Origin of the sequence: Gryllotalpicola kribbensis, from assembly GCF_039538245.1 — a bacterium.
In the GTDB taxonomy this organism is placed as follows: domain Bacteria; phylum Actinomycetota; class Actinomycetes; order Actinomycetales; family Microbacteriaceae; genus Gryllotalpicola; species Gryllotalpicola kribbensis.
The window spans coordinates 52,078-72,157 of sequence record NZ_BAABBX010000004.1; the positions used below are offsets into that span (position 1 = coordinate 52,078).

General features: G+C 69.8%; 24 protein-coding genes and 1 tRNA gene. 9 read left to right on the forward strand and 16 right to left on the reverse strand.

Translation table 11 applies throughout. The features are described from left to right. Positions 1-26: 26 nt before the first annotated feature. Positions 27-389 carry a DUF4267 domain-containing protein gene (locus tag ABD716_RS02720; protein ID WP_344773548.1) on the reverse strand — a complete coding sequence of 121 codons (363 nt, stop codon included), beginning with the start codon at positions 387-389 and terminating at the stop codon, positions 27-29. A gap of 102 nt (positions 390-491) precedes the next feature. On the opposite strand from ABD716_RS02720, the gene ABD716_RS02725 reads away from it, so the two are divergent. Beyond that, positions 492-1,037: a TetR/AcrR family transcriptional regulator gene (locus tag ABD716_RS02725; protein WP_344773550.1), complete on the forward strand. Its 546-nt coding sequence runs from the start codon at positions 492-494 to the stop codon at positions 1,035-1,037. 216 nt (positions 1,038-1,253) lie between these two features. Here ABD716_RS02725 and trxA read toward each other — a convergent pair whose 3' ends face one another. From trxA to ABD716_RS02745, 4 genes are all read right to left on the reverse strand, one after another. Beyond that, positions 1,254-1,706 carry a thioredoxin gene (gene trxA, locus ABD716_RS02730; RefSeq protein WP_344773552.1) on the reverse strand — a complete coding sequence of 151 codons (453 nt, stop codon included), beginning with the start codon at positions 1,704-1,706 and terminating at the stop codon, positions 1,254-1,256. Beyond that, positions 1,703-2,020, reverse strand: coding sequence for a glutaredoxin family protein (locus ABD716_RS02735; RefSeq protein WP_344773554.1), 318 nt, complete (start codon positions 2,018-2,020; stop codon positions 1,703-1,705). Before ABD716_RS02735 ends, trxA begins: the two co-directional genes overlap by 4 nt. After that, positions 2,017-2,655, reverse strand: coding sequence for a peroxiredoxin (locus ABD716_RS02740; RefSeq protein WP_344773740.1), 639 nt, complete (start codon positions 2,653-2,655; stop codon positions 2,017-2,019). Before ABD716_RS02740 ends, ABD716_RS02735 begins: the two co-directional genes overlap by 4 nt. Before the next feature lie 106 nt (positions 2,656-2,761). Then, complete coding sequence (locus ABD716_RS02745; protein WP_344773556.1) at positions 2,762-3,301, reverse strand: Hsp20/alpha crystallin family protein; 540 nt, start codon at positions 3,299-3,301, stop codon at positions 2,762-2,764. An 831-nt stretch (positions 3,302-4,132) separates the two neighbouring features. Between ABD716_RS02745 and ABD716_RS02750 the strand changes: the two genes are divergently transcribed. Then, entirely contained in the window at positions 4,133-4,456 is a 324-nt protein-coding gene (locus ABD716_RS02750; RefSeq protein ID WP_344773558.1) for an SdpI family protein, read from the forward strand. 110 nt (positions 4,457-4,566) lie between these two features. Here ABD716_RS02750 and ABD716_RS02755 read toward each other — a convergent pair whose 3' ends face one another. Both ABD716_RS02755 and ABD716_RS02760 read right to left on the reverse strand, forming a co-directional pair. Continuing rightward, a complete protein-coding gene (locus ABD716_RS02755; protein ID WP_344773560.1) occupies positions 4,567-4,914 on the reverse strand; it encodes a hypothetical protein in 348 nt (115 codons plus the stop codon). A gap of 123 nt (positions 4,915-5,037) precedes the next feature. Next, a tRNA-Arg gene (locus ABD716_RS02760) sits at positions 5,038-5,109 on the reverse strand. Positions 5,110-5,169: 60 nt separating this feature from the next. Here ABD716_RS02760 and ABD716_RS02765 point away from each other — a divergent pair. Beyond that, entirely contained in the window at positions 5,170-5,697 is a 528-nt protein-coding gene (locus ABD716_RS02765) for a pyridoxamine 5'-phosphate oxidase family protein (protein WP_344773562.1), read from the forward strand. A gap of 31 nt (positions 5,698-5,728) precedes the next feature. Further along, positions 5,729-6,139, forward strand: a complete 411-nt coding sequence (locus ABD716_RS02770) for a VOC family protein (protein ID WP_344773564.1) — start codon at positions 5,729-5,731, stop codon at positions 6,137-6,139. A 24-nt stretch (positions 6,140-6,163) separates the two neighbouring features. On the opposite strand, the gene ABD716_RS02775 is transcribed toward ABD716_RS02770, so the two are convergent. The 5 genes from ABD716_RS02775 to ABD716_RS02795 form a co-directional block, all read right to left on the reverse strand. Then, complete coding sequence (locus tag ABD716_RS02775; protein WP_344773566.1) at positions 6,164-6,460, reverse strand: hypothetical protein; 297 nt, start codon at positions 6,458-6,460, stop codon at positions 6,164-6,166. Further along, positions 6,457-7,617, reverse strand: a complete 1,161-nt coding sequence (locus ABD716_RS02780) for an inorganic phosphate transporter (RefSeq protein WP_344773568.1) — start codon at positions 7,615-7,617, stop codon at positions 6,457-6,459. Before ABD716_RS02780 ends, ABD716_RS02775 begins: the two co-directional genes overlap by 4 nt. Positions 7,618-7,695: 78 nt before the next feature. Beyond that, positions 7,696-8,196: an HNH endonuclease gene (locus ABD716_RS02785; protein ID WP_344773570.1), complete on the reverse strand. Its 501-nt coding sequence runs from the start codon at positions 8,194-8,196 to the stop codon at positions 7,696-7,698. 408 nt (positions 8,197-8,604) lie between these two features. Continuing rightward, complete coding sequence (locus ABD716_RS02790) at positions 8,605-9,489, reverse strand: C40 family peptidase (RefSeq protein ID WP_344773573.1); 885 nt, start codon at positions 9,487-9,489, stop codon at positions 8,605-8,607. A gap of 231 nt (positions 9,490-9,720) precedes the next feature. Next, positions 9,721-10,410: an iron-dependent transcriptional repressor DtxR gene (locus tag ABD716_RS02795; protein ID WP_344773575.1), complete on the reverse strand. Its 690-nt coding sequence runs from the start codon at positions 10,408-10,410 to the stop codon at positions 9,721-9,723. 117 nt (positions 10,411-10,527) lie between these two features. On the opposite strand from ABD716_RS02795, the gene serC reads away from it, so the two are divergent. Both serC and ABD716_RS02805 read left to right on the forward strand, forming a co-directional pair. Further along, positions 10,528-11,640, forward strand: coding sequence for a phosphoserine transaminase (gene serC, locus ABD716_RS02800; protein WP_344773577.1), 1,113 nt, complete (start codon positions 10,528-10,530; stop codon positions 11,638-11,640). 395 nt (positions 11,641-12,035) lie between these two features. Then, positions 12,036-12,785 carry a hypothetical protein gene (locus ABD716_RS02805; RefSeq protein WP_344773579.1) on the forward strand — a complete coding sequence of 250 codons (750 nt, stop codon included), beginning with the start codon at positions 12,036-12,038 and terminating at the stop codon, positions 12,783-12,785. 178 nt (positions 12,786-12,963) lie between these two features. On the opposite strand, the gene ABD716_RS02810 is transcribed toward ABD716_RS02805, so the two are convergent. Both ABD716_RS02810 and ABD716_RS02815 read right to left on the reverse strand, forming a co-directional pair. Then, on the reverse strand, positions 12,964-13,620 hold the full coding sequence (locus tag ABD716_RS02810) for a DUF3027 domain-containing protein (protein ID WP_344773581.1): 657 nt from the start codon (positions 13,618-13,620) through the stop codon (positions 12,964-12,966). Then, positions 13,620-14,000, reverse strand: a complete 381-nt coding sequence (locus ABD716_RS02815) for a cold-shock protein (protein WP_344773583.1) — start codon at positions 13,998-14,000, stop codon at positions 13,620-13,622. Before ABD716_RS02815 ends, ABD716_RS02810 begins: the two co-directional genes overlap by 1 nt. A gap of 76 nt (positions 14,001-14,076) precedes the next feature. Between ABD716_RS02815 and ABD716_RS02820 the strand changes: the two genes are divergently transcribed. The 3 genes from ABD716_RS02820 to ABD716_RS02830 are packed head-to-tail and all read left to right on the forward strand — an operon-like array spanning position 14,077 to position 17,884. Further along, positions 14,077-14,343: a hypothetical protein gene (locus tag ABD716_RS02820; protein ID WP_344773585.1), complete on the forward strand. Its 267-nt coding sequence runs from the start codon at positions 14,077-14,079 to the stop codon at positions 14,341-14,343. 25 nt (positions 14,344-14,368) lie between these two features. Beyond that, positions 14,369-16,177, forward strand: a complete 1,809-nt coding sequence (locus ABD716_RS02825) for a helicase-associated domain-containing protein (protein WP_344773587.1) — start codon at positions 14,369-14,371, stop codon at positions 16,175-16,177. Between the two features lie 57 nt (positions 16,178-16,234). Then, complete coding sequence (locus tag ABD716_RS02830; protein ID WP_344773589.1) at positions 16,235-17,884, forward strand: DNA repair helicase XPB; 1,650 nt, start codon at positions 16,235-16,237, stop codon at positions 17,882-17,884. 36 nt (positions 17,885-17,920) lie between these two features. Here ABD716_RS02830 and ABD716_RS02835 read toward each other — a convergent pair whose 3' ends face one another. Both ABD716_RS02835 and ABD716_RS02840 read right to left on the reverse strand, forming a co-directional pair. Further along, positions 17,921-19,282: an 8-oxoguanine deaminase gene (locus ABD716_RS02835; RefSeq protein WP_344773591.1), complete on the reverse strand. Its 1,362-nt coding sequence runs from the start codon at positions 19,280-19,282 to the stop codon at positions 17,921-17,923. Next, positions 19,279-20,058, reverse strand: coding sequence for a nucleoside phosphorylase (locus tag ABD716_RS02840; RefSeq protein WP_344773593.1), 780 nt, complete (start codon positions 20,056-20,058; stop codon positions 19,279-19,281). Before ABD716_RS02840 ends, ABD716_RS02835 begins: the two co-directional genes overlap by 4 nt. Positions 20,059-20,080: the final 22 nt, after the last annotated feature.

The following is a 20,080-nucleotide window of genomic DNA, read 5'->3' on the forward strand; positions in this document are numbered from 1 at the left end:
CTTGCCCTCCTCGTCGATCGCGGAGCTCAGGCCAGTGCGAGCACAATGCCGACCGCGACCAGCACGACCGCTGTCGCGACGTGCACGGTGAGCGCCTGGCGCACGCTGCCCCCGTTGGTGACGACGATCACGGCATCGCCGATCGGGGTGATCGCCGCGGCGATCAGAGCCCAGCCGAAGGCCTCGTGGCCTGCGACGGCGAGCACGACGAGGGGAACGACGCCGGAGGTGATGTCGCGGACCCCTTTGATGCTCGTCAGGGCGCGCGTGCGCCCCTCTGGCACTCCGAAACCGGCCAGCGCGACCCGGGGCGCCAGCACGAAGCGCGCCCCGATGAACAAGATGGACAGACATGCGAGAACAGCGACGACGAGAGCTGCGATAGCCATGAGAAGCCTTCCGAGATAATCTAACAATGTTTTATAACACCGTTCTATCACCTGCACGACTGCTCGTCTAGCGTCGTTAGGTAACCGCGCTACGATTGGCGCATGTCACCCAGACCCGCCCCCGACCTCGATCGTCGCCGGGACCAGATCACCGCGACGGCGCGCGAGCTCGCTGAAGCGGAAGGGTGGGCCGCCGTCACCATGCGCCGGTTGGCGAAGGAGCTCGGGGCCACCCAACCCGTGCTCTATTCAGCCTTTCCCGACGGCCGGCAATCGCTCGTCGATGCGGTCGCCTTGAGCGGATTCACCGAGATCGCCGCAACGCTCGAGTCCGTCCCGCCCGAGCCTGCGGCCCGCATGCGCGCCTATCTCGACTTCGCGACCCGCCACCCACGCCTCTACGAGGCGATGTTCGCACTGCCGTCCGGCCTGGAATTCGGCGCCAGCAGCAGCCCCGAGCCCCTTCGCCGCGCCTTCGCTGCGATCCAGGCCGCCTTCCCCGGCGCCGATGCCAGAGCAGAAGTCGCCTGGGCCGCGCTGCACGGCCTGGCCACCCTCCAAGCAGGCGGGCGCCTTCCCGCCTCCCGTGCGCAAGCGCGCGTCGAGCACCTCGACAAGATGCTGGCGCGCGCCGAGAGCACCGGGTAGCGGAAGCAGTCGGCCTGGCCTGCGCAAAGGTGCAGACCCCGGCGGCGCGTCTCTCTTCTTCCGCTTGGTGACGGCGATGGTGACCGCCCAGAGGGCTGCGCCGCCGATGAGCGCCTTCCACCACCACCCGCGTCGAGTCGAGGCGACGGCCATCGGCACCTGAACTGCGGGTGGGACGTCCACGAGCCGCTCCTTCGTCATCCGACGGGACGTGAGCTACCGCTGGCTGACCGCCTGCAAAGAAGTGCCGACCCAGTCGCGCAGTTGCTGTGCGGGGGCGGCGCCGACGGTGCGTGAGGTCTCGCGGCCGCCGGCATAGAACAAGAGCGTGGGGATGCCCGTGACCTGGTGTCGTGCGGCGACACCCGGGGATTCGTCGGCATTGAGCTTGACGACCTTGAGTCGGCCCGCGTTCTCAGTGGCGAGCTGCTCGACGACGGGCGCGATCGCCCGGCAGGGGCCGCACCACGGCGCCCACACGTCGACCAGCACGGGCAGCGAGCTGCGCGCCACCGCTTCGTCGAAGGTCGCGTCGTCGGCCGAGACGAGCCACGGAAGGTCGGCGTGACAACTGGCGCAGCGCACGCGACCCTCGCGGGCCTGCGGCACGCGATTGCGGGTGCCGCAGGCCGGGCAGGCGACGACAGCGGATGCCTGCGTCACGGTCACAGGTTCACCCCGTGGCGCGCGAGCGCCCGCTGCAACTGCGGCAGGCCGGGGGCCATCAACCATTCGCCGCCGACGTAGACGAGCGGCGTGCGCGCGCGTCCGCGACCCAGCAGTTGCAGCTTCCGGTTCACATCGGGATGGCGGTCCAGGTCCACGTAGTGATACTCGATTCCCGCGCGGTCGAGCGCACGGCGGGTCATCTGGGTGATCCCGCACCAGTTGTTGCCATAGATCGCGACGGGCACGTCCACCGCCTGCCGGGCGGCACGCTCAGCCATGGGCCGGGTGGGAGCCATCACGTCGAAGAGAGTCATTGTCGTTCACCTTCGCTTTCGATCGGGGCTGAGCCGGTCTCGGGCGCCTTGATGGTTTCGAGCGCAGCGACCAGCTCGTCAAAGTCCGGGAGATGGTGAAGTTGCGGCGAAACGTGCGCCCAGCGGATGACGCCCTCATCGTCGATCAGATACACGGCTCGCTCACTGAAGCCGTTCCGTACGCGCCACACGTTGTACGCGCGGGCAGTCTCGCCCTTCGGGTGAAAATCGGAGAGCAGCGGATACCTGATGCCGCGCACCGCGGCCCAGGCCCCGTGGCTGTATATCGAGTCGGCCGAGATGCCGATCAGCTGGATCCCCCGGGATTCGAATTCGGCGATCTCTTGTTGGTACAGATCGAGCTGGACGCTGCAACCCGGGCTCCAGTCCAAGGGGTAGAACACGAGCGCAACGGGTCGCCCGCGGAAGTCCGACAGACGCACCACCCTTCCGCTCGCGTCGGGAAGGCTGAAGTCGGGCGCCGGCGTGCCCACGGGGAGGCCGCCCGCAACGCGCTCCCCCTCCATCGGCGGAGCCGTTCGGTACAGCTCGCGAACATCAACCCCGGCGGCGTCATTGGTGGGCACTGCGGCCTTGTCAACGTCGAATCCGTCGACGAGCGCGAACGCATCCATCACGCTGCTCCCCTCACGCGTGCGTGCCGGCGGACAGGAATCGTGACCCTCCCGCGCACCCGCTTCGTGGGGCCACCGGAACGGCGGCCCCACGGAAGGTGCCTGGTCAGTGCACCAGCGAATGCGCGGGTTCGGCTTTTCCCTGCTTCGAACCCGCCTCCTCGTGCTCGGCGCTGGCGCCGACGCTCGCTGGTGCCTCGCTCGATGCCGTGCTTCCGGCCAGGGCGCGCTGCGACGCACGGCCGGTAGCGACCTGGATCTTGCGCGGTCGCGCGTGCTCGGCGATCGGAATCGTGACGCGGAGAACGCCGTCACCGTAGCTCGCCTCGACGTGTTCGACATCGGCATCCTGGCCCAGCGCGACCCGCCGCAGGACGGACGCGTCGGAGCGCTCGCGCACCAGCCAGTGACCATCCTTCTTCTCAGAGTCGCTCGAGCGTTCGGCTCGAACCGTCAGCCACTGCCCATCGATGGACACGTCGATCGACTTCGGGTCAACTCCCGGAAGGTCGGCGCTCAACACGTAGCGATCCGACTCGCGGTGCAGATCCAGCGGCACCCCTACCGGCGCCTGCGCCCCGTTCATGGCGGAGAACAACGCCGAGCCGAGTCGGTCGAACTCATTCAACACATCGAACAGCATCATCAACCTCCAATTCCTGAGTCGGGATGGCTCAACTTCTGCCATGAGTGACGCTCGAGCATCCGTCACTATTCCCGCGAATCGGATAATTTCTCCGAGCGGTAGCTTGGCCGTAGACCCCGCTCTGAGATGGTCGGAGTCCCAGCGAGACGACGCGAAAGACATGCCTGCCCCGTTCGACTCGCGGCGCGCTCCGCTCGGCGTCACGCCCGCCGCGGGCGGCGTGAACGCGGCCGTCCACTCCGACCGCCAAGGCGGTCTAGTTCTGCCCGGTCTGCGAGGACGGGATCGAGCGTCTGCGCGAGCCACGCCACCGCGCCAGCTGGGTGCTCCCCGACTTCGTGCCCGACGTCGGCGCCGGCGCCTGCTTCGGGCTGCGCGCCCGGCCCCTGGGGACCCGGCCCCTGACCTCAGGCTCGACGCCGACAAGCTGCTCGTCGACCCGCATGCGAAGGCAGTACACGGCCTACGCCGCGCTCACCCACCCCGCCGAGGGCAACCACCTGAGGCCCGCACTGTCGTTCAAGGGCAGCGACAACGCCGCGTACTGCCGGCTCGTGCCGCGCCGAACTGCTGCAGTGTCTCGAGCCAATGGAGGCGCACCCGACCTTCGATCAGCGGTGGTGCGAGCGCTGCCAGGTCGCCGTCTCCCCGGAAGACGTCGACGACATCCAGGTCGCGCTGCTGCACCCTCGTGATGTGGTCGTGTAGATGCGCTTGACTGGATAGTGGGTGTTGCCTTTGCTTTCGGGCGGTGAGGGCCGAGCCCGAGTTTCGAGATGGAGGTACACGCACGTGACGAGTCCGGGTTGGTTCGCGGCGGTTGGGTGCGCTGTGCTTCTGATCGTCATCGATTCGGTTATCTGGGCAGTCGTGTCTCAGGCCGCCAATGGCGCGAGCAGAAGCCACTTCGCGGGCATCCGTCTGCCGTCTCTGATGAGGAGCGAGGACGCGTGGCACGCGGGCCATGTCGTGGCGCGCAAGGTCATGGCGCCCTTCCTGGTGGCGGCGGCGGCAATCGCGGTGTTGTCCGTCCCTTTGCAGCTCGCCCCAGTTGCCTACATCGCCGCTCTCGGTCTCTCCCTTGTCTCCACGGTGCTGGCACTTGGTGTCGGTGCCGCGTGCGCTTCTCGCGCCGCCCGGCGCCTGGCTCCTTAAGAAGGCTGTTGGTTCACTGGCCGAGGCGACCCGCGGTGGATGATGTGCCGCACCTGCCGGCCGTCATCGAGCGTGATCCGGTCGTGCTCACCGAGCTGGATCAGTTGAAGCTACATGCGTGCATCGTCGAGCGCACTGCCGACATTCGGCCGGGCTGTGGATAAGTCGACAGCGATTGAGTAGAGGATCTCCCAGCCGTCGGGGACCTGCTCCGCCAGCTTCGCCTTCACCTCACCGTAGCTTGGAGCCCCGATCGTCAGTTCGCGCGTGACCCGGCTGTGTGTCTCAGCCTCGACGGTGACGGGCTGGCCGCCCTTCCGGTCGATAAACCGGACATGCGCGAGCTCGAAACCGTCCGGGATCCGCGCCTCAAGCGAGGCCCGCGCCACATGCCCTTCGGCGTGCGCCTCGCGGTCTGTCCACCTATAGGTCGAGCGGAGAGCGGCGCGCACGATCACTCCCGAGATAAGCGCCGCAGATGCGGATGCAGGTGTGGGCAAATGTGGGCAGATGCCCCTCGCAAGACAGAGAGAGCTCCGAATCGCCAGTGTTTTCGAGGCGAACCAGGGTTCTACGTCGCGTGCCCCTGGAGGGACTCGAACCCCCAACCCTCTCCTTAGGACGGAGCTGCTCTTCCATTGAGCTACAGAGGCCGGCTGGTCAATCGTATCGGAGCACCCGCCGATGTCGGTGGCCCGTGCTCTACTTGCGGCATGTTCGAGACGGCTGACGAGGTCGCGGCGCTGCAGGCACTGCTCGACCACAGCATCGCCCAAGCTGGGCCGCACCTGCGCCAGATCTTCACCGACGACGTGCTGATGAGCGCGAGCGAGCTCATCGAGCGGATGCCGGGCATGCGGCTCCTCACCGTTGCCACGGTCTCCCGCGATGGCCGCCCCATCGCCGGGGCCGTCGACGGCTACCTGCTGCACGGCGAGCTCTGGTTCTCGTCGGGCGCGGCGGCAGTGCGCACCGCCCACCTGCGGCGGAATGCCGCCGTGAGCGCCACATGGCTTCCCGATGAGACGACGCAGCTCATCGTCCACGGCGAGGTCGAGATCATGCCGTTCGGCGACGGCCGGGCCGCGCCGCTGCGGCAGGCGATGATCGATCACTACGTCCCTGTCGAGGGCCCCGAGTGGGCGCACTTCGTCGACGAACTGGTCGACGACGGCTCGGTCGCCTTCCGCATCGCCGCCTCGAAGGCCTTCGCATATCACCGCGCCCCGGCCAGGCCTTGACGGCATCCGGCCGCCCTGCATTGATGGGGGCATGTCCATCCGTCACGTGCAGGTCGTCTCCATCCCGGTCTCCGACCAGGACCGCGCGAAGGAGTTCTACGTCGGCGTGCTCGGCTTCGCCCTGCTCGCCGACCGGCGATTCACGCCCGAGATGCGCTGGGTCATGGTGGCGCCGCCCGGCGGGCAGACCGCGCTCACCCTGGTCACCTGGTTCCCGTCGATGCCGCCCGGGTCGCTGCAGGGCACCGTGCTGGAGTCCGACGACCTCGAGCGCGACGTCGCGGCCCTGAGCGGCAAGGGCGTCGAGGTGAGCCCGCCGCAGCATGCCCCCTGGGGACGCTTCGTCACCTTCGCCGACCCCGATGGGAACGGGATCGTGCTGCAGGCATCCGCGCCGAATGCCGCCGACGCGGGCGTCTCCGACTGGTCCGGCCACGCCTGAGCCGGTCGCAGGCGCCTCTCGCGACTACTGGTGGAACTGCGGAATGATCAGGTAGATCCCGTACAGCACCGCGGCGATCACGAGCGCGAAGCAGAGGCAGGCCGCGAGCGACGCCCACGGCGGTCGCGGGTGCGTCAGCGGAAGCTCGGCTTGATCGACCGCGCCCGGGCCATCGGCCCCGACGCGCTCGGCTGCCGCGCGGGCCTCGGCCGGCGCGCCCACCGCGAGCAGGCGCAGCCCGAGCGCGAAGACCGCGACGACGCCGCCGGCCGCGACCAGGCTCACGACGAACTCGATGCCGAGCGCGCTCCATGCGATCATTTCGGCTCCCCAACGCTCACGGGCTCGCGCCTGCCGGCGAGCACGTCCTCATCGACGTTCACGGTCTCGTGGCTGACGGGGTGCCGCCGCGACAGCATCCAGAACGCCGCCATGCCGGCCACGGCGGCGACGACCACGATGACCGTCCCGATGGCGCCGGTCTTCACGATCAGCGTCGCAACGGCGGCGACCAGCGCGGCCGCGGGCACCGTGATCAGCCAGGCGAGCGCCATGCGCCCGAACGTTGCCCAGCGCACCGATGCCAGCTTCTTGCCGAGTCCCGAGCCGACGATCGCACCGGTCGTCACCTGGGTGGTCGACAGCGGGAAGCCGAGGTGGCTCGACACGAGGATCGTCGCGGCCGAGCTGGTCTCTGCGGCGAATCCCTGCGGAGGCGTGACCTCGGTGATCCGCTTCCCGACCGTGCGCATGATGCGCCAGCCGCCAGAGTACGTCCCGGCGGCGATCGCGAGGGCGCACGCCAGGATCACCCAGAACTGCGGCCCGGTCCCCGCCTTCTGCAGGCCGGCCGCGATGAACGTCAAGGTGATGACGCCCATCGTCTTCTGGGCGTCGTTGGTGCCGTGGGCGAGCGAGACGAGGGATGCCGACACCGTCTGCCCGTAGCGGAAGCCGCGCTCGGCGCCGCGGCTCGTCGCCCGGCGGGTGATCATGTACGCCGCATAGGTCGCCACGAGCGCCACGGTGCCGGCCACGAGCGGTGCGAACAGCGCCGGCAGCGCGATCTTCGACAGCACGTTGAACCAGTCGACGGCGCCCCACCCGCTGCCGATGATCGCCGCCCCGATCAGGCCGCCGAACAGCGCGTGCGTCGAACTCGACGGCAGGCCCAGGTACCAGGTGGCGAGGTTCCACATGATGGCGCCCACGAGTCCGGCGAAGATCATGACGGGCGTGATCTGGATGCCGCCCTGCCCTTCCTTGACGATGCCGTTCGAAACCGTGGCGGCGACCTCGGTCGACAGGAACGCGCCGACGAGATTCAGCGCTGCGGAGATCAGCACGGCGACACGCGGCCTGAGCGCCCCCGTCGCAACGGAGGTCGCCATGGCGTTGGCCGTGTCGTGGAAGCCGTTCGTGAAGTCGAATACGAGCCCCAGAACGACGACCAGGATGACGATCGCGAGCGCGTCCATGGCGGGCACGGTAAGTGCCGCCCGTTAAATCGGGGTGAACGGAATCAGCTGGTGGACCCCGGCGAACCCGGTGCGGGCTCAGGCCGCCTGCGGCTGCAGGTAGTCCTCCCACTCAGGCAGCAGGTGCTCGGAGCCGCGCACCATCCACGCAGGCTCATGCGGCATCCGCGGCGTGAATCGCAGCTCCCAGCCCATGTCCGCGAGCAGGCGGTCGCCCTTCACGTTGTTGCACCGCAGGCAGCAGGCCACGAGGTTCTCCCATGAGTCCTGGCCGCCTTTCGAGCGCGGCACGACATGGTCGATCGTCGAGGCGGGCTTCGCGCAGTACGCGCAGCGATGCCCGTCACGCCGCAGCACGCCCCGGCGCGAGACCGGCACCTGGCGGCCGTGCGGCAGGCGCACGTAGCGCGTCAGCACGATGACGCTCGGGCGGTCCCACTCCGCCGAGATGCCGAAGACCGGGTGGCCCGTGTCGATCTGCACGATGGTCGCCTTGTGGTTCATCACAAGGGCGAGGGCGCGCTTGAACGAGACGACGGCGAGCGGCTCGTAACCGGCATTCAGGACGAGAGTGCGCATGGGACTCCTTCGGAATGCGCTCGTACGACCTGGCTGGTCACCTCGCGCATTAACGACGAAGGCGCCGCCACAAGGGCGACGCCGAAGAAGACTGCCTGCGGGCAGAAGTGGTGGACGTGGTGCAGATGGTGACGGTGGTGCGAGTGCCGCGTGGCCGCGCTCGGCCGCACCCGCGCGGTACGCGCGTTGCTCGGCCCAGTCGTGTTCACGGACGTCTCCCACCGGTGGAGCGCCGCCGGATGCGGCGCACCGACGCGGCCAGCGTAACCCGGAAGGTGCAGATCACGCATGCGGTCGCGGCGATCTCATGCCGTGTCGTCGCACGGATTTAACCTGGGATGCCCGCCCGAGCATGCGTGTGCCGATGCGGCCACGCCGCATCGGCACACGTCGAATCCCGGTCGAGCCTTAGCCGCCGTAGTGCTGGATGTGGTACGCCGAGGTCCAGATCGGCCGCTCGCCGACGGAGCCGCCGGGCTTGGGCGCGTCGAAGATCAGCACGTTCCCCGATGCATCGGTGCCGGCGTAGAAGCCGTCGTGCGAGCCGTCGTTGAGGGCGATCACATCGCCGGGCTGCGCATCGGCCAGCGACACGGTCTGGCCGATGTGGCCTTGTTGGCTCGACGAGTGGGGCAGCGAGACGCCGAACTGCGCGTACACGAACATCACGAAGCCCGAGCAGTCGAAGCCCGCCGGGGTCGAGCCGCCGTAGACGTAGGGGGTGCCCGCGTACTTCTTCGCCGTGGCGAGCACGTCAGCGAGGCTGTAGCTCGTGCCGGCAGGAACCTGGGTGAGGTACTGCGCAGCCGTCGGGCCCGAGTACGCAGCGGTGTACTTCGCTGCCGTGGCCGCGGCGGCCTTCGCCGCCGCCGCGTTCGCGGCAGCCTGCTTCGCGCTCTGGATGTCGGTGACGCTGGTCGCCTGGAAGTCCTCGTGCGCGGCGGCCGGAGCGGCGGCGGTGGTCGCCACGTCGGCCGACTGCGCGTTCGCCTTCTTCATCGTGTCGATCACGGCGGAACTGGAGTCGGCGTGCCCCTGCGAGCTCGGGTTGAACGCATAGGCGGGGATTGCGATGGTGCCGACGATGCCGGCGGCTGCGACCAGCACGAACAGGTTCGCGAAGCGCTTCAGCTTGCGCTTCGGCTTGGCGACGGAGGCGACGGATGCCGGAACGGCGGGTTCCTGCGCGCTCTGGCGGCGCTTCATCGCGCCCGCCTCGCTGCGCGCCTGGAAGGCTTCGCGCGCCTCGCGGCGCGTGATCGCGCCGTCCGTCTTCCCGTTGAGTTCTGCCAAGGTGTGTACCTCCGGCGCTCCCGCGCAGGCGCGAGTCCGTCCTAGTGGTCTTGGGCCCTGTGGGGTGGGCTTCGGCTTCGCGAGTCGAGCGACGGAATCAGGAGCGTCTCGACCCGGGTCTAGCGGCCGGGTATCAGCCTTTCGACTCGAACGAGAATAGGGGAAGGTAACGAAAAAGTCACACCGGATTCGCGCGTCAGTCGAATAGCCAGGAACTCCCCAGCCGGGCGCTCAGGAGGCGACGAAGATGTGGCTTGCGACCTCGTGGGGAAGCTCGAGCCCCTCCGCGTAGCCGGCGACCTCGACGAGCACGTAGCCCCCCGCGGGAGAGATCGTCACGGTGTTGCCCGGCACGACGCCGGCCTGGCGCAGCTGGGCGAGCAGCTCGGGGTCGAACTGCACGGGCTCGCCGAGCCGCCGAATGGTCGCCGTGACGGGCTCGCCCGAGGCGACCGCCTCGACCGTGCTCACGACGTCCTTGAGGAACACGGCCGACAGGGTGCGGCCCTCGTCGTCCATGGGAGGGATCGGGGTGCCGTAGGGCGACTCGGTGGGGTCGCCCAGCATGCGGCGGATCTTCTCTTCCACCTGCTCGCTCATCACGTGCTCCCAGCGGCAGGCCTCGTCGTGCACGAACTCCCAGTCGAGGCCGATGACGTCCGAGAGCAGCCGCTCGGCGAGACGGTGCTTGCGCATCACGTCGACCGCGCGCCTGCGGCCCTTCTCGGTGAGCTCGAGGTGACGGTCGCCCGACACGATCACGAGGCCGTCACGCTCCATGCGCGCCACGGTCTGCGACACCGTGGGCCCCGAGTGCCCCAGGCGCTCCGAGATGCGCGCACGCAGCGGCACGATCGCCTCCTCCTCGAGGTCGAGGATCGTGCGCAGGTACATCTCTGTCGTGTCGACCAGATCAGTCATCCCTGCTCCCTCATATACACGGGCATTGAAGAATCCCGGGCGGAATGCTCTTGACAGCGCGCCCCCTAACAGCCTACTTGGAAGGGACGCATCGCCCCGCCCCATAAGCTGGGTCGCATGCCGAGCATCACGCTGCCTGACGAACTGCTTCCCGCTGACGGCCGTTTCGGCTGCGGCCCCTCGAAGATCCGGCAGGAGGCGGTGAACGCGCTCGCGACGCGCGGCGCCGAGCTGCTCGGAACCTCGCACCGCCAGGCGCCGGTGAAGTCCCTCGTCGGCCGAGTCCGCGATGGTCTCGGCGAGCTGTTCCGCCTGCCAGAGGGCTACGAGATCATCCTCGGCAACGGCGGGTCCACCGCCTTCTGGGACGCCGCTGCCTTCGGCCTCATCGAGAAGCGCGCAGAGAACCTCACCTTCGGCGAGTTCGGGTCGAAGTTCGCGAAGGCCGCGAAGGCCCCCTGGCTCGAGGCTCCGGTCGTCGTCGACGCCCCGGCCGGCTCGAGCGCGAAGCCCGTGGTGACCGAGGGCGTCGACGTCTACGCATGGCCGCACAACGAGACCTCGACCGGCGTCGCGACGCAGATCGCGCGGGTCGCGGGCGACGACGGCACCCTGACCGTCATCGACGCGACGAGCGCGGCGGGCGGCATCGACTTCGACGTGACGCAGACGGATGTCTACTACTTCGCCCCCCAGAAGAACCTCGCCTCCGACGGCGGGCTCTGGCTCGCCGCGGTGTCGCCGGCCGCCATCGAGCGCATCGAGCGGATCGCGGCATCCGGCCGCTACATCCCCGAGTTCCTGAGCCTCAAGCAGGCCGTCGACAACTCGCGCCTCAACCAGACGCTGAACACGCCCGCCGTGGCCACGCTGATCCTGCTCGACGAGCAGCTGAGCTGGATCAACGGCAACGGCGGCCTGGCGTGGGCATCGGCGCGCACCAAGGAGTCGAGCGACCAGCTCTACCGCTGGGCAGAGGCGACGCCCTACACGACGCCGTTCGTCGCCGACCCCGCCGACCGCTCACAGGTCGTGGTGACCGTGGACTTCGACGGTATCGACGCGGCCGCGGTCGCGAAGACGCTGCGTGAGAACGGCATCGTCGACACCGAGCCGTACCGCAAGCTCGGCCGCAACCAGCTGCGCATCGCGACCTTCACCTCGATCGACCCCGCCGACGTCGCCCAGCTGATCCGTTCGATCGAGTACGTGGTCGAGCACCTCGGCTGACCCCCTTCCCTTCCCCCTTCCCCAATCCCCCGAAGTGTGAGTTCAGGCTCCCTCTTCGCGCTTTTGGGGACCCGAATCTCACCGAAGAGTGAGTTCGGGTCCCTGCCGTTTCCGCCCCGTCTTCCCCAGCACAGAGCTCGAAAAGCTCGAACGATCCACGGATCCGCACGTGGCCCGGATCGCGAGGCATCCCGATCGAGCATTGTGAGCGGATGCCTCAGCCACGCTCGCTTCCGCCGCATCTCGGTCCCATGTTCTCGACTCGCGCCGCGAGAGCCGCAGGTGTCTCACCCGGCCGGCTCAGGGGCCGCGACCTCAGCCAGCCTTTCCGCGGAGCGAACGCCGTAGGGCGCCCTCGCACGCTTCGTGAACGGGCCGAGGCATGCGCGGCGCGAATGACCGGCGCGTGGGCGTTCAGCGGTGTGACCGCGGCCGCGCTGCACGGGGTTCCGTTGCCCCCGGCGCTCGACTCCAAGTACCGTGCGCTCGATGTCGCGGTTCCAGACCCACGCTCCGCTCCGCGCGCGGACGGCATCATCGGCCACCGATACGACGCCGACTCGGTGAAGGTCGTGTTCCTTGCCGGGCTGCCTGTGATGTGGAGCCCCGACGCCTGGTGCCAACTGGCGGCCGTGATCTCTCGCGAGGACTTGGTCGCGGCTGGGGACTTCCTGCTTTCCGGTGACGCGTGGGAGGGCGCACGCCGGCGCCCGCGATGCACGATCGGGCAGCTGAGTGACGCCGTGCGACGGTATGCCGGCAAACGCGGCGCACGGAACCTGCGGTGGGCGCTCTCGCGGCTCAGGCCCGGCGTTGACTCGCGCCCCGAATCGCTTCTACGTCTCCTGCTCGTCGAAGCCGGAGTGCCGGAACCCGTCGTGCATCAGGCAATCGATGTCGCCGACGGGGCCATCACTCTGCACCCGGACCTCGTGCTCGTGGCGCTCGGGGTCGTTTTCGAGTACCAGGGTGACGGCCACCGGGGCCGGGACCGCTACTTGAGCGACATCGAGCGGAACGAGCTCCTCAGAGCGGCCGGGTGGGACGTCATCGAGGTGACCGCGAGAGACCTCTTTGAAGATCGTGAGGCGTTTCTTGCGCGCGTCTTCGCGATCCTGCGTCGTCACGGCTTCCGAGCAAACTAACCCAACCCGACCTCACCCGGAGCACCCGAAATCAACCGAAGTGTGGGTTCGGGTCGTTCCCGGCGAATTCAGGCGACCCAAACTCACACTTCGGGGCAAGACCATGCAAGACCATGCAAGGCGAGGCGAGGCGAGGCGAGAGCCAGGGCCGGGCATGGGCCCGGCACGAGACGCCGATCTACTCCTCTTCGTCTGAGGCGAGGGCCGCGGCCTCCGCGCCCTGCAGCTCACTCGACTCGAAGTCGTCGACCTCGGCGTCGTCCTCTTCGTCGTCGAAGTCGTGCAGGTCGGCGACCTCGAGGTCGTCGGAGTCGTCGTCCTCATCGTCCGACTCATCGAGCTCGTCGTCGCTGTCGAGCTCGTCGCCGTCCTCGTCCTCATCCGACTCGTCGGCGTCGTCCGCGACGAACTCGTCCTCGGGCTCGGGCTCGCCCGCGGCCGCGGCGGCCTCGCGCTCGGCCTTCTTCTGCGCCTGATACTCGGCGAGCCGGTCGGCCCACGGCACCCAGTCGGGCGCGAGCAGCGCGTCATCGCCGGGCATGAGCTCGGCCTCGAGCACGTTGACCGCGTCGGAGTCGGCCTCGCGCGAGAGCGACACCGTCCAGAACCACCCGGGGTAGCCGGGCAGCCTGTTCTCGAACAGCAGGGACAGCACGCGCTCGCCCTCGACGAGATGCCCGGCCGGCGCACCGATCGTGGCGGCCGGCGTGATCTCGGCCAGCGCCGCGCGCGCGACGTCGACGGCTTTCAGCAGCACGTCGTCGGCGACGGGCGCCGGGGATTCCGATGCGGATGCCTCAGCTGCGGCATCCGTCGCCTGCACCTCGTCGCTCATCACGCCTCGAGGTCGTCGGCGACCTTGCGCAGCGCCTGCGCAACCTTCGTTCCGTGCGACTTCGACGGGTAGCGGCCGTGGCGCAGATCGTTGCCGATGCCGTCGAGCACCTGGATCAGGCTCTCGACCACAGCCGCCATGTCGTCGGCCTTCGGCCGGCGCTGGCGCGAGAGGCTGACCGGCGCCTCGATCACGCGCACCGAGAGGGCCTGGGCGCCGCGCTTGCCGTCGGCGATGCCGTATTCAAGGCGCGTTCCGCTGCGGACCTCGACGCCTGCGGGCAGCGCCGTGGCGTGCAGGAAGACCTCTTGGCCGTCATCGCCTGCGATGAAGCCGAAGCCCTTCTCCTCGTCGTAGAACTTCACCCGTCCGGTGGGCATCGATACCTCTTTCGTGTCACTGGACCTCGAAACGGGGCTGGCCGCCCCGAGACCGAAGTCAATTATCCTTTATCTCGTGCCCGACGAGACCCGTCCCCCCGTTAGTCGACTGCAGCGTTCGCTGGCCTTCTTCAGCCTGGCGCTGATCGGGCTCTCGGTCGTCGCGATCCTCGTCCTGATCATCGTGGGTGGCGCCGGCATGAAGATACCCAGCACTCAGCTGCAGTATTTCGTGCAGTTCTTCCCCCTACTCGCGCTTCCCCTCGGGGCGCTCGGCATCATCGCGCTCTTCGTGGTCGGTGCCGTCGAACGCCGCAAGTACAACGGGCCCGGGTCGAAGTAGCCATGGCGACGGGGCGGGGCGAACGATGACGAGCACTCTCACGCTCGCCTCCCGGCTCGCTGACCTCGACGATGAGGCGCTGCGGGCGCTGATCTCGCTGCGACTGCCGCTGCGGCCGAAGATCGACGACTTCTTCGACCTGGCCGAGGCGCTGCTCGAGCATCCGTCTGTCCAGCACGCGCTCACCGGCCTCGACCGGCCCACGCTGGCGACGCTCGCGGCGATCACGACAGGCGAAGACATCGATGAGGCGGATGCCGCCACCGCGGAGCACCTCGCGGCACTCGCCGACCGTGCCCTGATCGAGCAGGGCGAGAGCGGGTGGGTCGCCTACGAGGCCGTGCGCGAGCGCCTGGCCGCCTGGCCGCACGAGGGTCTGCCGGGGGCACGGCAGCTCCTGACCGAAGCACCGCCCGCCGCGCTCGCCCCCGCCACCTCCGACGACCGCGCGGCGACCGATCGGCTCGCCTCCGAGCGGGCCTTCCAGTCGGTCACCGCGTTCGCCGAGCTGTTCGGCGAGCTCGAGCGCGAGCCGGCGCGCGAGCTGCAGAAGGGCGGGCTCAGCCTGCCCGACGGCCGGCGGCTCGCGACCGCTATGGCGGTCGACGCCCCGGCCGTGCCGGTCGCCGTCTGGCTGTCAGAGCGCGCCGGGCTGGTCGCCCGCGACGGCTCGCTGTGGCTCACGACCGACGCCGCCGAGCAGTGGCTCTCAGGCACGACCGCGCAGCGCTGGCAGGCGCTCGCGACGACCTGGCTCGAGGCCGTGCCGCCGTCCATCCGCCAACTGCTGCGCGGCCGCACCCATCAGCGTTGGGGAAGCGCCCTGCACGAGACGCTCGCCTGGTTCTACCCGGCCTCCGGCGAGCCGCTGCTGCGCTCGGTCGAGCGCTTCGAGGCATCCGCCGAGCTCCTCGGGATCACGGCGGCGGAACTGCCGAGCACCGCGGGCGCGGCGCTGCTGGAAGCCGGCCCGGCAGAGGCGGCCGCCGCGATGTCCGCCCTGCTGCCCGCCGAGGTCGACAAGGTCTATCTGCAGCACGACCTCACCATCGTGAGCCCCGGGCCGCTCGTGCCCAGCCTCGATGCGCATCTGCGCCGCGTGGCCGACGTCGAGAGCCGGGCCCTCGCCTCGAGCTACCGCGTCACCGCGGCCAGCCTCGAGCGCGCGATCGGAGCCGGCGAGACGGCCGAGTCGATCCGCGCCTTCCTGAACAGCGTCTCGATCACGGGCATCCCGCAGCCCCTCGACTACCTCATCGACGAAGCCGTGAAGCGCTACGGTCTCGTGCGGGTGCGCGCCCACGACGGCGACGAGCGCGTGCGCACCTCTGTGCGCTCGGTGGATGCCGGGGTGATCGCGGCGATCGCTGTCGACCAGGCGTTCACCTCGCTCGGTTTCACCCGCGTCTCCGATCACGAGCTCGTCTCCCGCTTCCCCCGCGACGTCGTCTACTGGGCACTGGCGGATGCCCGCTACCCGGTGGCCGCCGAAGACCCGGCCGGCCGCATCGTCGGAGTCAGGAAACGGCACGCGCCCGCCACGGACGCCGTGCCGACGGTCGACCGCGCGTCGGCGCTGGTCGCCCACCTGCGCGAGGCGTCCGCGACCGAGGCCGCCCAGTCGCCGGAGGCGTGGCTCTCGCGACAGCTCGAGACGGCCGTCAAGGCGCGGGTGCCGCTCGTGGTGACCGTCGGCATGCCCGACGGCTCCGAGCTCGAGTTCCTACTCGAGCCCACCGGCGTCGGGGGCGGGCGGCTGCGCGGGCGCGACCGCAAGGCCGACATCGAGCGCACCCTGCCACTCAAGAGCATCAAGGGCGTCCGCGCACCGTAGCCCTGCGCCGATCCTCGCAGAGCTTCCCCGCACCACTCAGGGGTAGGCTCGCTCTTTATGGCTGACGGACCCCTCATCGTCCAGAGCGACCGCACCGTGCTGCTCGAAGTCGCGCACCCCCAGGCGGAGGACGCCCGCCACGATCTCGCCGTTTTCGCCGAGCTCGAACGGGCGCCTGAGCATGTGCACACGTACCGCATCACCCGCCTCGGGCTGTGGAACGCGCGGGCCGCGGGGCATCAGGCCGACGACATGCTGGCCACCCTCGATCGCTACTCGAAGTTCCCCGTGCCGCAGTCGGTCGCGGTCGACATGCGCGAGACGGTCGAGCGCTACGGCAAGCTCGTGATCGCGAGAGACGACGAGGGGGCTCTGGTCCTCAGGAGCAGCGACCACGCGGTGCTCACCGAGGTGGCATCCGCCAAGCGCATCGCCCCCTTGCTCACGCGGCGCATCGACGACGAGACCTACGCGGTCGATGCGTGGGCGCGCGGCGCCCTCAAGCAGGAGCTGGTCAAGCTCGGCTGGCCCGCAGAGGACCTCGCGGGCTACACGCCGGGCACCCCGCACCCCATCGATCTCGCCGAGGACGGCTGGCATCTGCGTGACTACCAGGCGAAGGCGGTCGACAACTTCTTCGAGGGCGGCTCGGGCGTCGTCGTGCTGCCCTGCGGCGCCGGCAAGACCCTGGTCGGCGCGGGAGCGATGGCGACCGCGAAGACCACGACCCTGATCCTCGTCACCAACACCGTGAGCGCCCGCCAATGGCGCGACGAGCTGCTGCGCCGCACCTCGCTCACCGAGGACGAGATCGGCGAGTACTCCGGCCAGACGAAAGAGGTCAAGCCGGTCACGATCGCGACGTACCAGATCCTCACCGCGAAGCGGAAGGGGCAGTACGCCCACCTCGCGCTGCTCGACGCGCTCGACTGGGGCCTCGTGGTCTACGACGAGGTGCACCTGCTGCCGGCGCCGGTCTTCAAGCTGACGGCCGAGCTGCAGGCGCGCCGCCGCCTCGGCCTCACCGCGACGCTCGTGCGCGAGGACGGCCGCGAGGGCGATGTCTTCTCGCTGATCGGGCCGAAGCGCTTCGACGCGCCGTGGAAGGAGATCGAGGCCCAGGGCTTCATCTCACCGGCGGCCTGCTATGAGGTGCGCGTCGACCTGCCGCCCTCCGACCGCCTCGAGTACGCGGCCTCCGCCGACGACGAGCGCTACCGTCTCGCCGCGACAGCACCGGCCAAGCTCGACGTCGTGCGCTCGCTCGTGAAGAAGCACGAGGGCGAGCGCGTGCTGATCATCGGCCAGTACCTGGACCAGATCGAGATGCTGTCGGATGCCCTGGGGGCGCCGTCTCTCACGGGAGCCACCCCCGTCGACGAGCGCGAGCGGCTGTTCCAGGCCTTCCGCACCGGCGAGCTCAAGACGCTCGTGGTCTCGAAGGTCGCGAACTTCTCCGTCGATCTGCCCGAGGCGACGGTGGCGATCCAGGTCTCCGGCTCGTTCGGCTCGCGGCAGGAGGAGGCGCAGCGCCTCGGCCGGCTGCTGCGGCCGAAGGAATCCGGGCTCTCGGCGAACTTCTACACGCTCGTCGCCCGCGACACCGTCGACCAGGACTTCGCCCAGAACCGCCAGCGCTTCCTCGCCGAGCAGGGCTACTCGTACACGATCCTCGACGCGCGCTCTCTCGACGCGGTCGCGGCCTAGCCTGCGCGACTCGGGGCTCGCGCCGGCACGACGCGCTCAGGCGCGCTCGGCGAGCTCGCGTGACGCGGCGGCTGCGTCGCGCGCGAGGGCGTCCTCGTCGGCGGTGAGCAGCCGGCCGTCTGCGACCACGGCGCGGCCGCCGACGAAGAGCCGCTCGACGGGCGGGGTGTCGGCGAGGCCCAGCGCGGCGACCGGGTCGGGCAGGCCCAGATGCGCGACACCGTCGATGCGCCACAGCGCCACGTCGGCCAGCTTGCCCGGCTCGAGCGAGCCGAGCTCGGCCGCACGGCCGAGCACCGTCGCCCCACCCATGGTGGCGATGCGCAGTGCCGCGCGGGAGCCGAGGGCATCGGCCCCGTCGCGCAGGCGGGCCATGAGCACCGCCTGCCGGATCTCGGGCCCGAGGCGGCCGGACTCGTTCGACGCCGAGCCGTCGACGCCGAGCCCCACAGGGACGCCGGCGCGCAGCAACTGGCGCACCGGCGCGATGCCCGCCGCGAGGCGCGCGTTCGACGACGGGCAATGCGCGACCCCGGTGCCCGAGGACGCATAGCGCGCGATGTCATGGGCATCGAGGTGCACGCCGTGAGCGGTCCACACGTCGTCGCCGAGCCACCCGACCGATTCCAGATAGTCCGTCGGCCCCATGCCGAAGCGCTCGGCGCAGAACGCCGCCTCTTCGACGGTCTCGGACCCGTGCGTGTGCAGGCGCACGCCCAGCGACCGCGCCAGCGCGGCGCTCTCGCGCAGCAGCTCCGTCGTCACGCTGAACGGCGAGCACGGCGCGATCGCGAGCTGCACCATCGCTCCAGGCGAGGGGTCGTGATAGCGCGCCACCGCCTGCGCGGATGCCTCCAGCGCGGCATCCGTCTTCTCCACCGCGAAATCGGGCGGCAGGCCGCCGTCGCTCGCCCCGAGGTCCATCGAGCCGCGCGTCGCGTGCAGGCGCACCCCGACCTGCTGGGCCGCCGTGACGAGCGCGCCGACGTGGTCGCCGCTGCCCGCGGGGAACACATAGTGGTGGTCGGCGACCGTGGTGCACCCCGAGAGCGCGAGCGTCGCCAGCCCTGCGGCGGCACCGCGCCCGACGAGCTCGGCATCGATGCGCGCCCACAGCGGATAGAGCGCGACGAGCCAGTCGAAGAGGATGTCGTCCTGTGCGAGCCCGCGGGTGAGCCACTGGTAGAGGTGGTGGTGCGTGTTGACGAGGCCGGGGGTGACGAGACAGCCGCCGGCGTCGATGCGCTCGGCGTCGGCCACGATGGCCCGAGGCGCAGGGCCGGCGCCGACGGCGATGATGCGCGGGCCGTCGAAGACGACGTGGCCGTGTGCGTATTCCGTGCCCGCGGCGTCGACCGTGGCGACGTAGCCGCCTTCGATGACCACGCGGCCGCTCACAGCTCGAGCTCCACGGCGGTCTCGAGGGCGGCCTCGATGCTGCGCAGCCAGCCCGCGTGCAGCAGATCGTGCGTGTCGCCGTACAGGCTCATTCCCGAGACCAGGTTGCTTGAGCACGAGCACACCATGCCCGCCCGCAGCCCGCGCAGGCGGGCGACGACGAACAGCGCGGAGCTCTCCATCTCGACGTTGAGGATGCCGAGCCGATTGAGCTCGGAGATCCACTCGGGCGTCTCCGCGTAGAACGCGTCGTCGCTCGCGCTGATGCCCCGGTGCGACGCCGAGCCCGCGGCGAGCGCGATCCGCTCGCTGTGCCGGGCGAGCGCGAGGGTGAGCTCCGTGTCGGGCACGGCCGGGAATCCGGGGTGCGCGTAGGCGGCGGTGGTCCCGTCGTTGCGCAGCGTTCCCTCACTGACGAGCAGCTCCCCCGGCGCGACTCCCGGCTGCAGCGCGGCAGAGCTGCCGACGCGGATGAACGAGGTCACGCCCACCCGTGCGAGCTCCTCGACGGCGATCGCCGTCGACGGGCAGCCCATGCCCGTCGAGGTCGCCGTGATGCGGCGCCCCTTGTAGACCCCGACGATGGTGCGATGCTCGCGGTTGTGCGCGACGTCCACCACGTCGTCGAGGAACGACGCGATGAGCGGGATGCGGAAGGGGTCGCCCGGCAGCAGGGCGACGGTCGAGACCTCGCCGGGGGCGACCCCGATATGGAATTGGCGGGCGTCGGCGCCCGCCGTGCTCTTGTCGACGACGTCGAGGGTCGATTCGGCCATCACGTGCTCCTTGTTCGAGGCT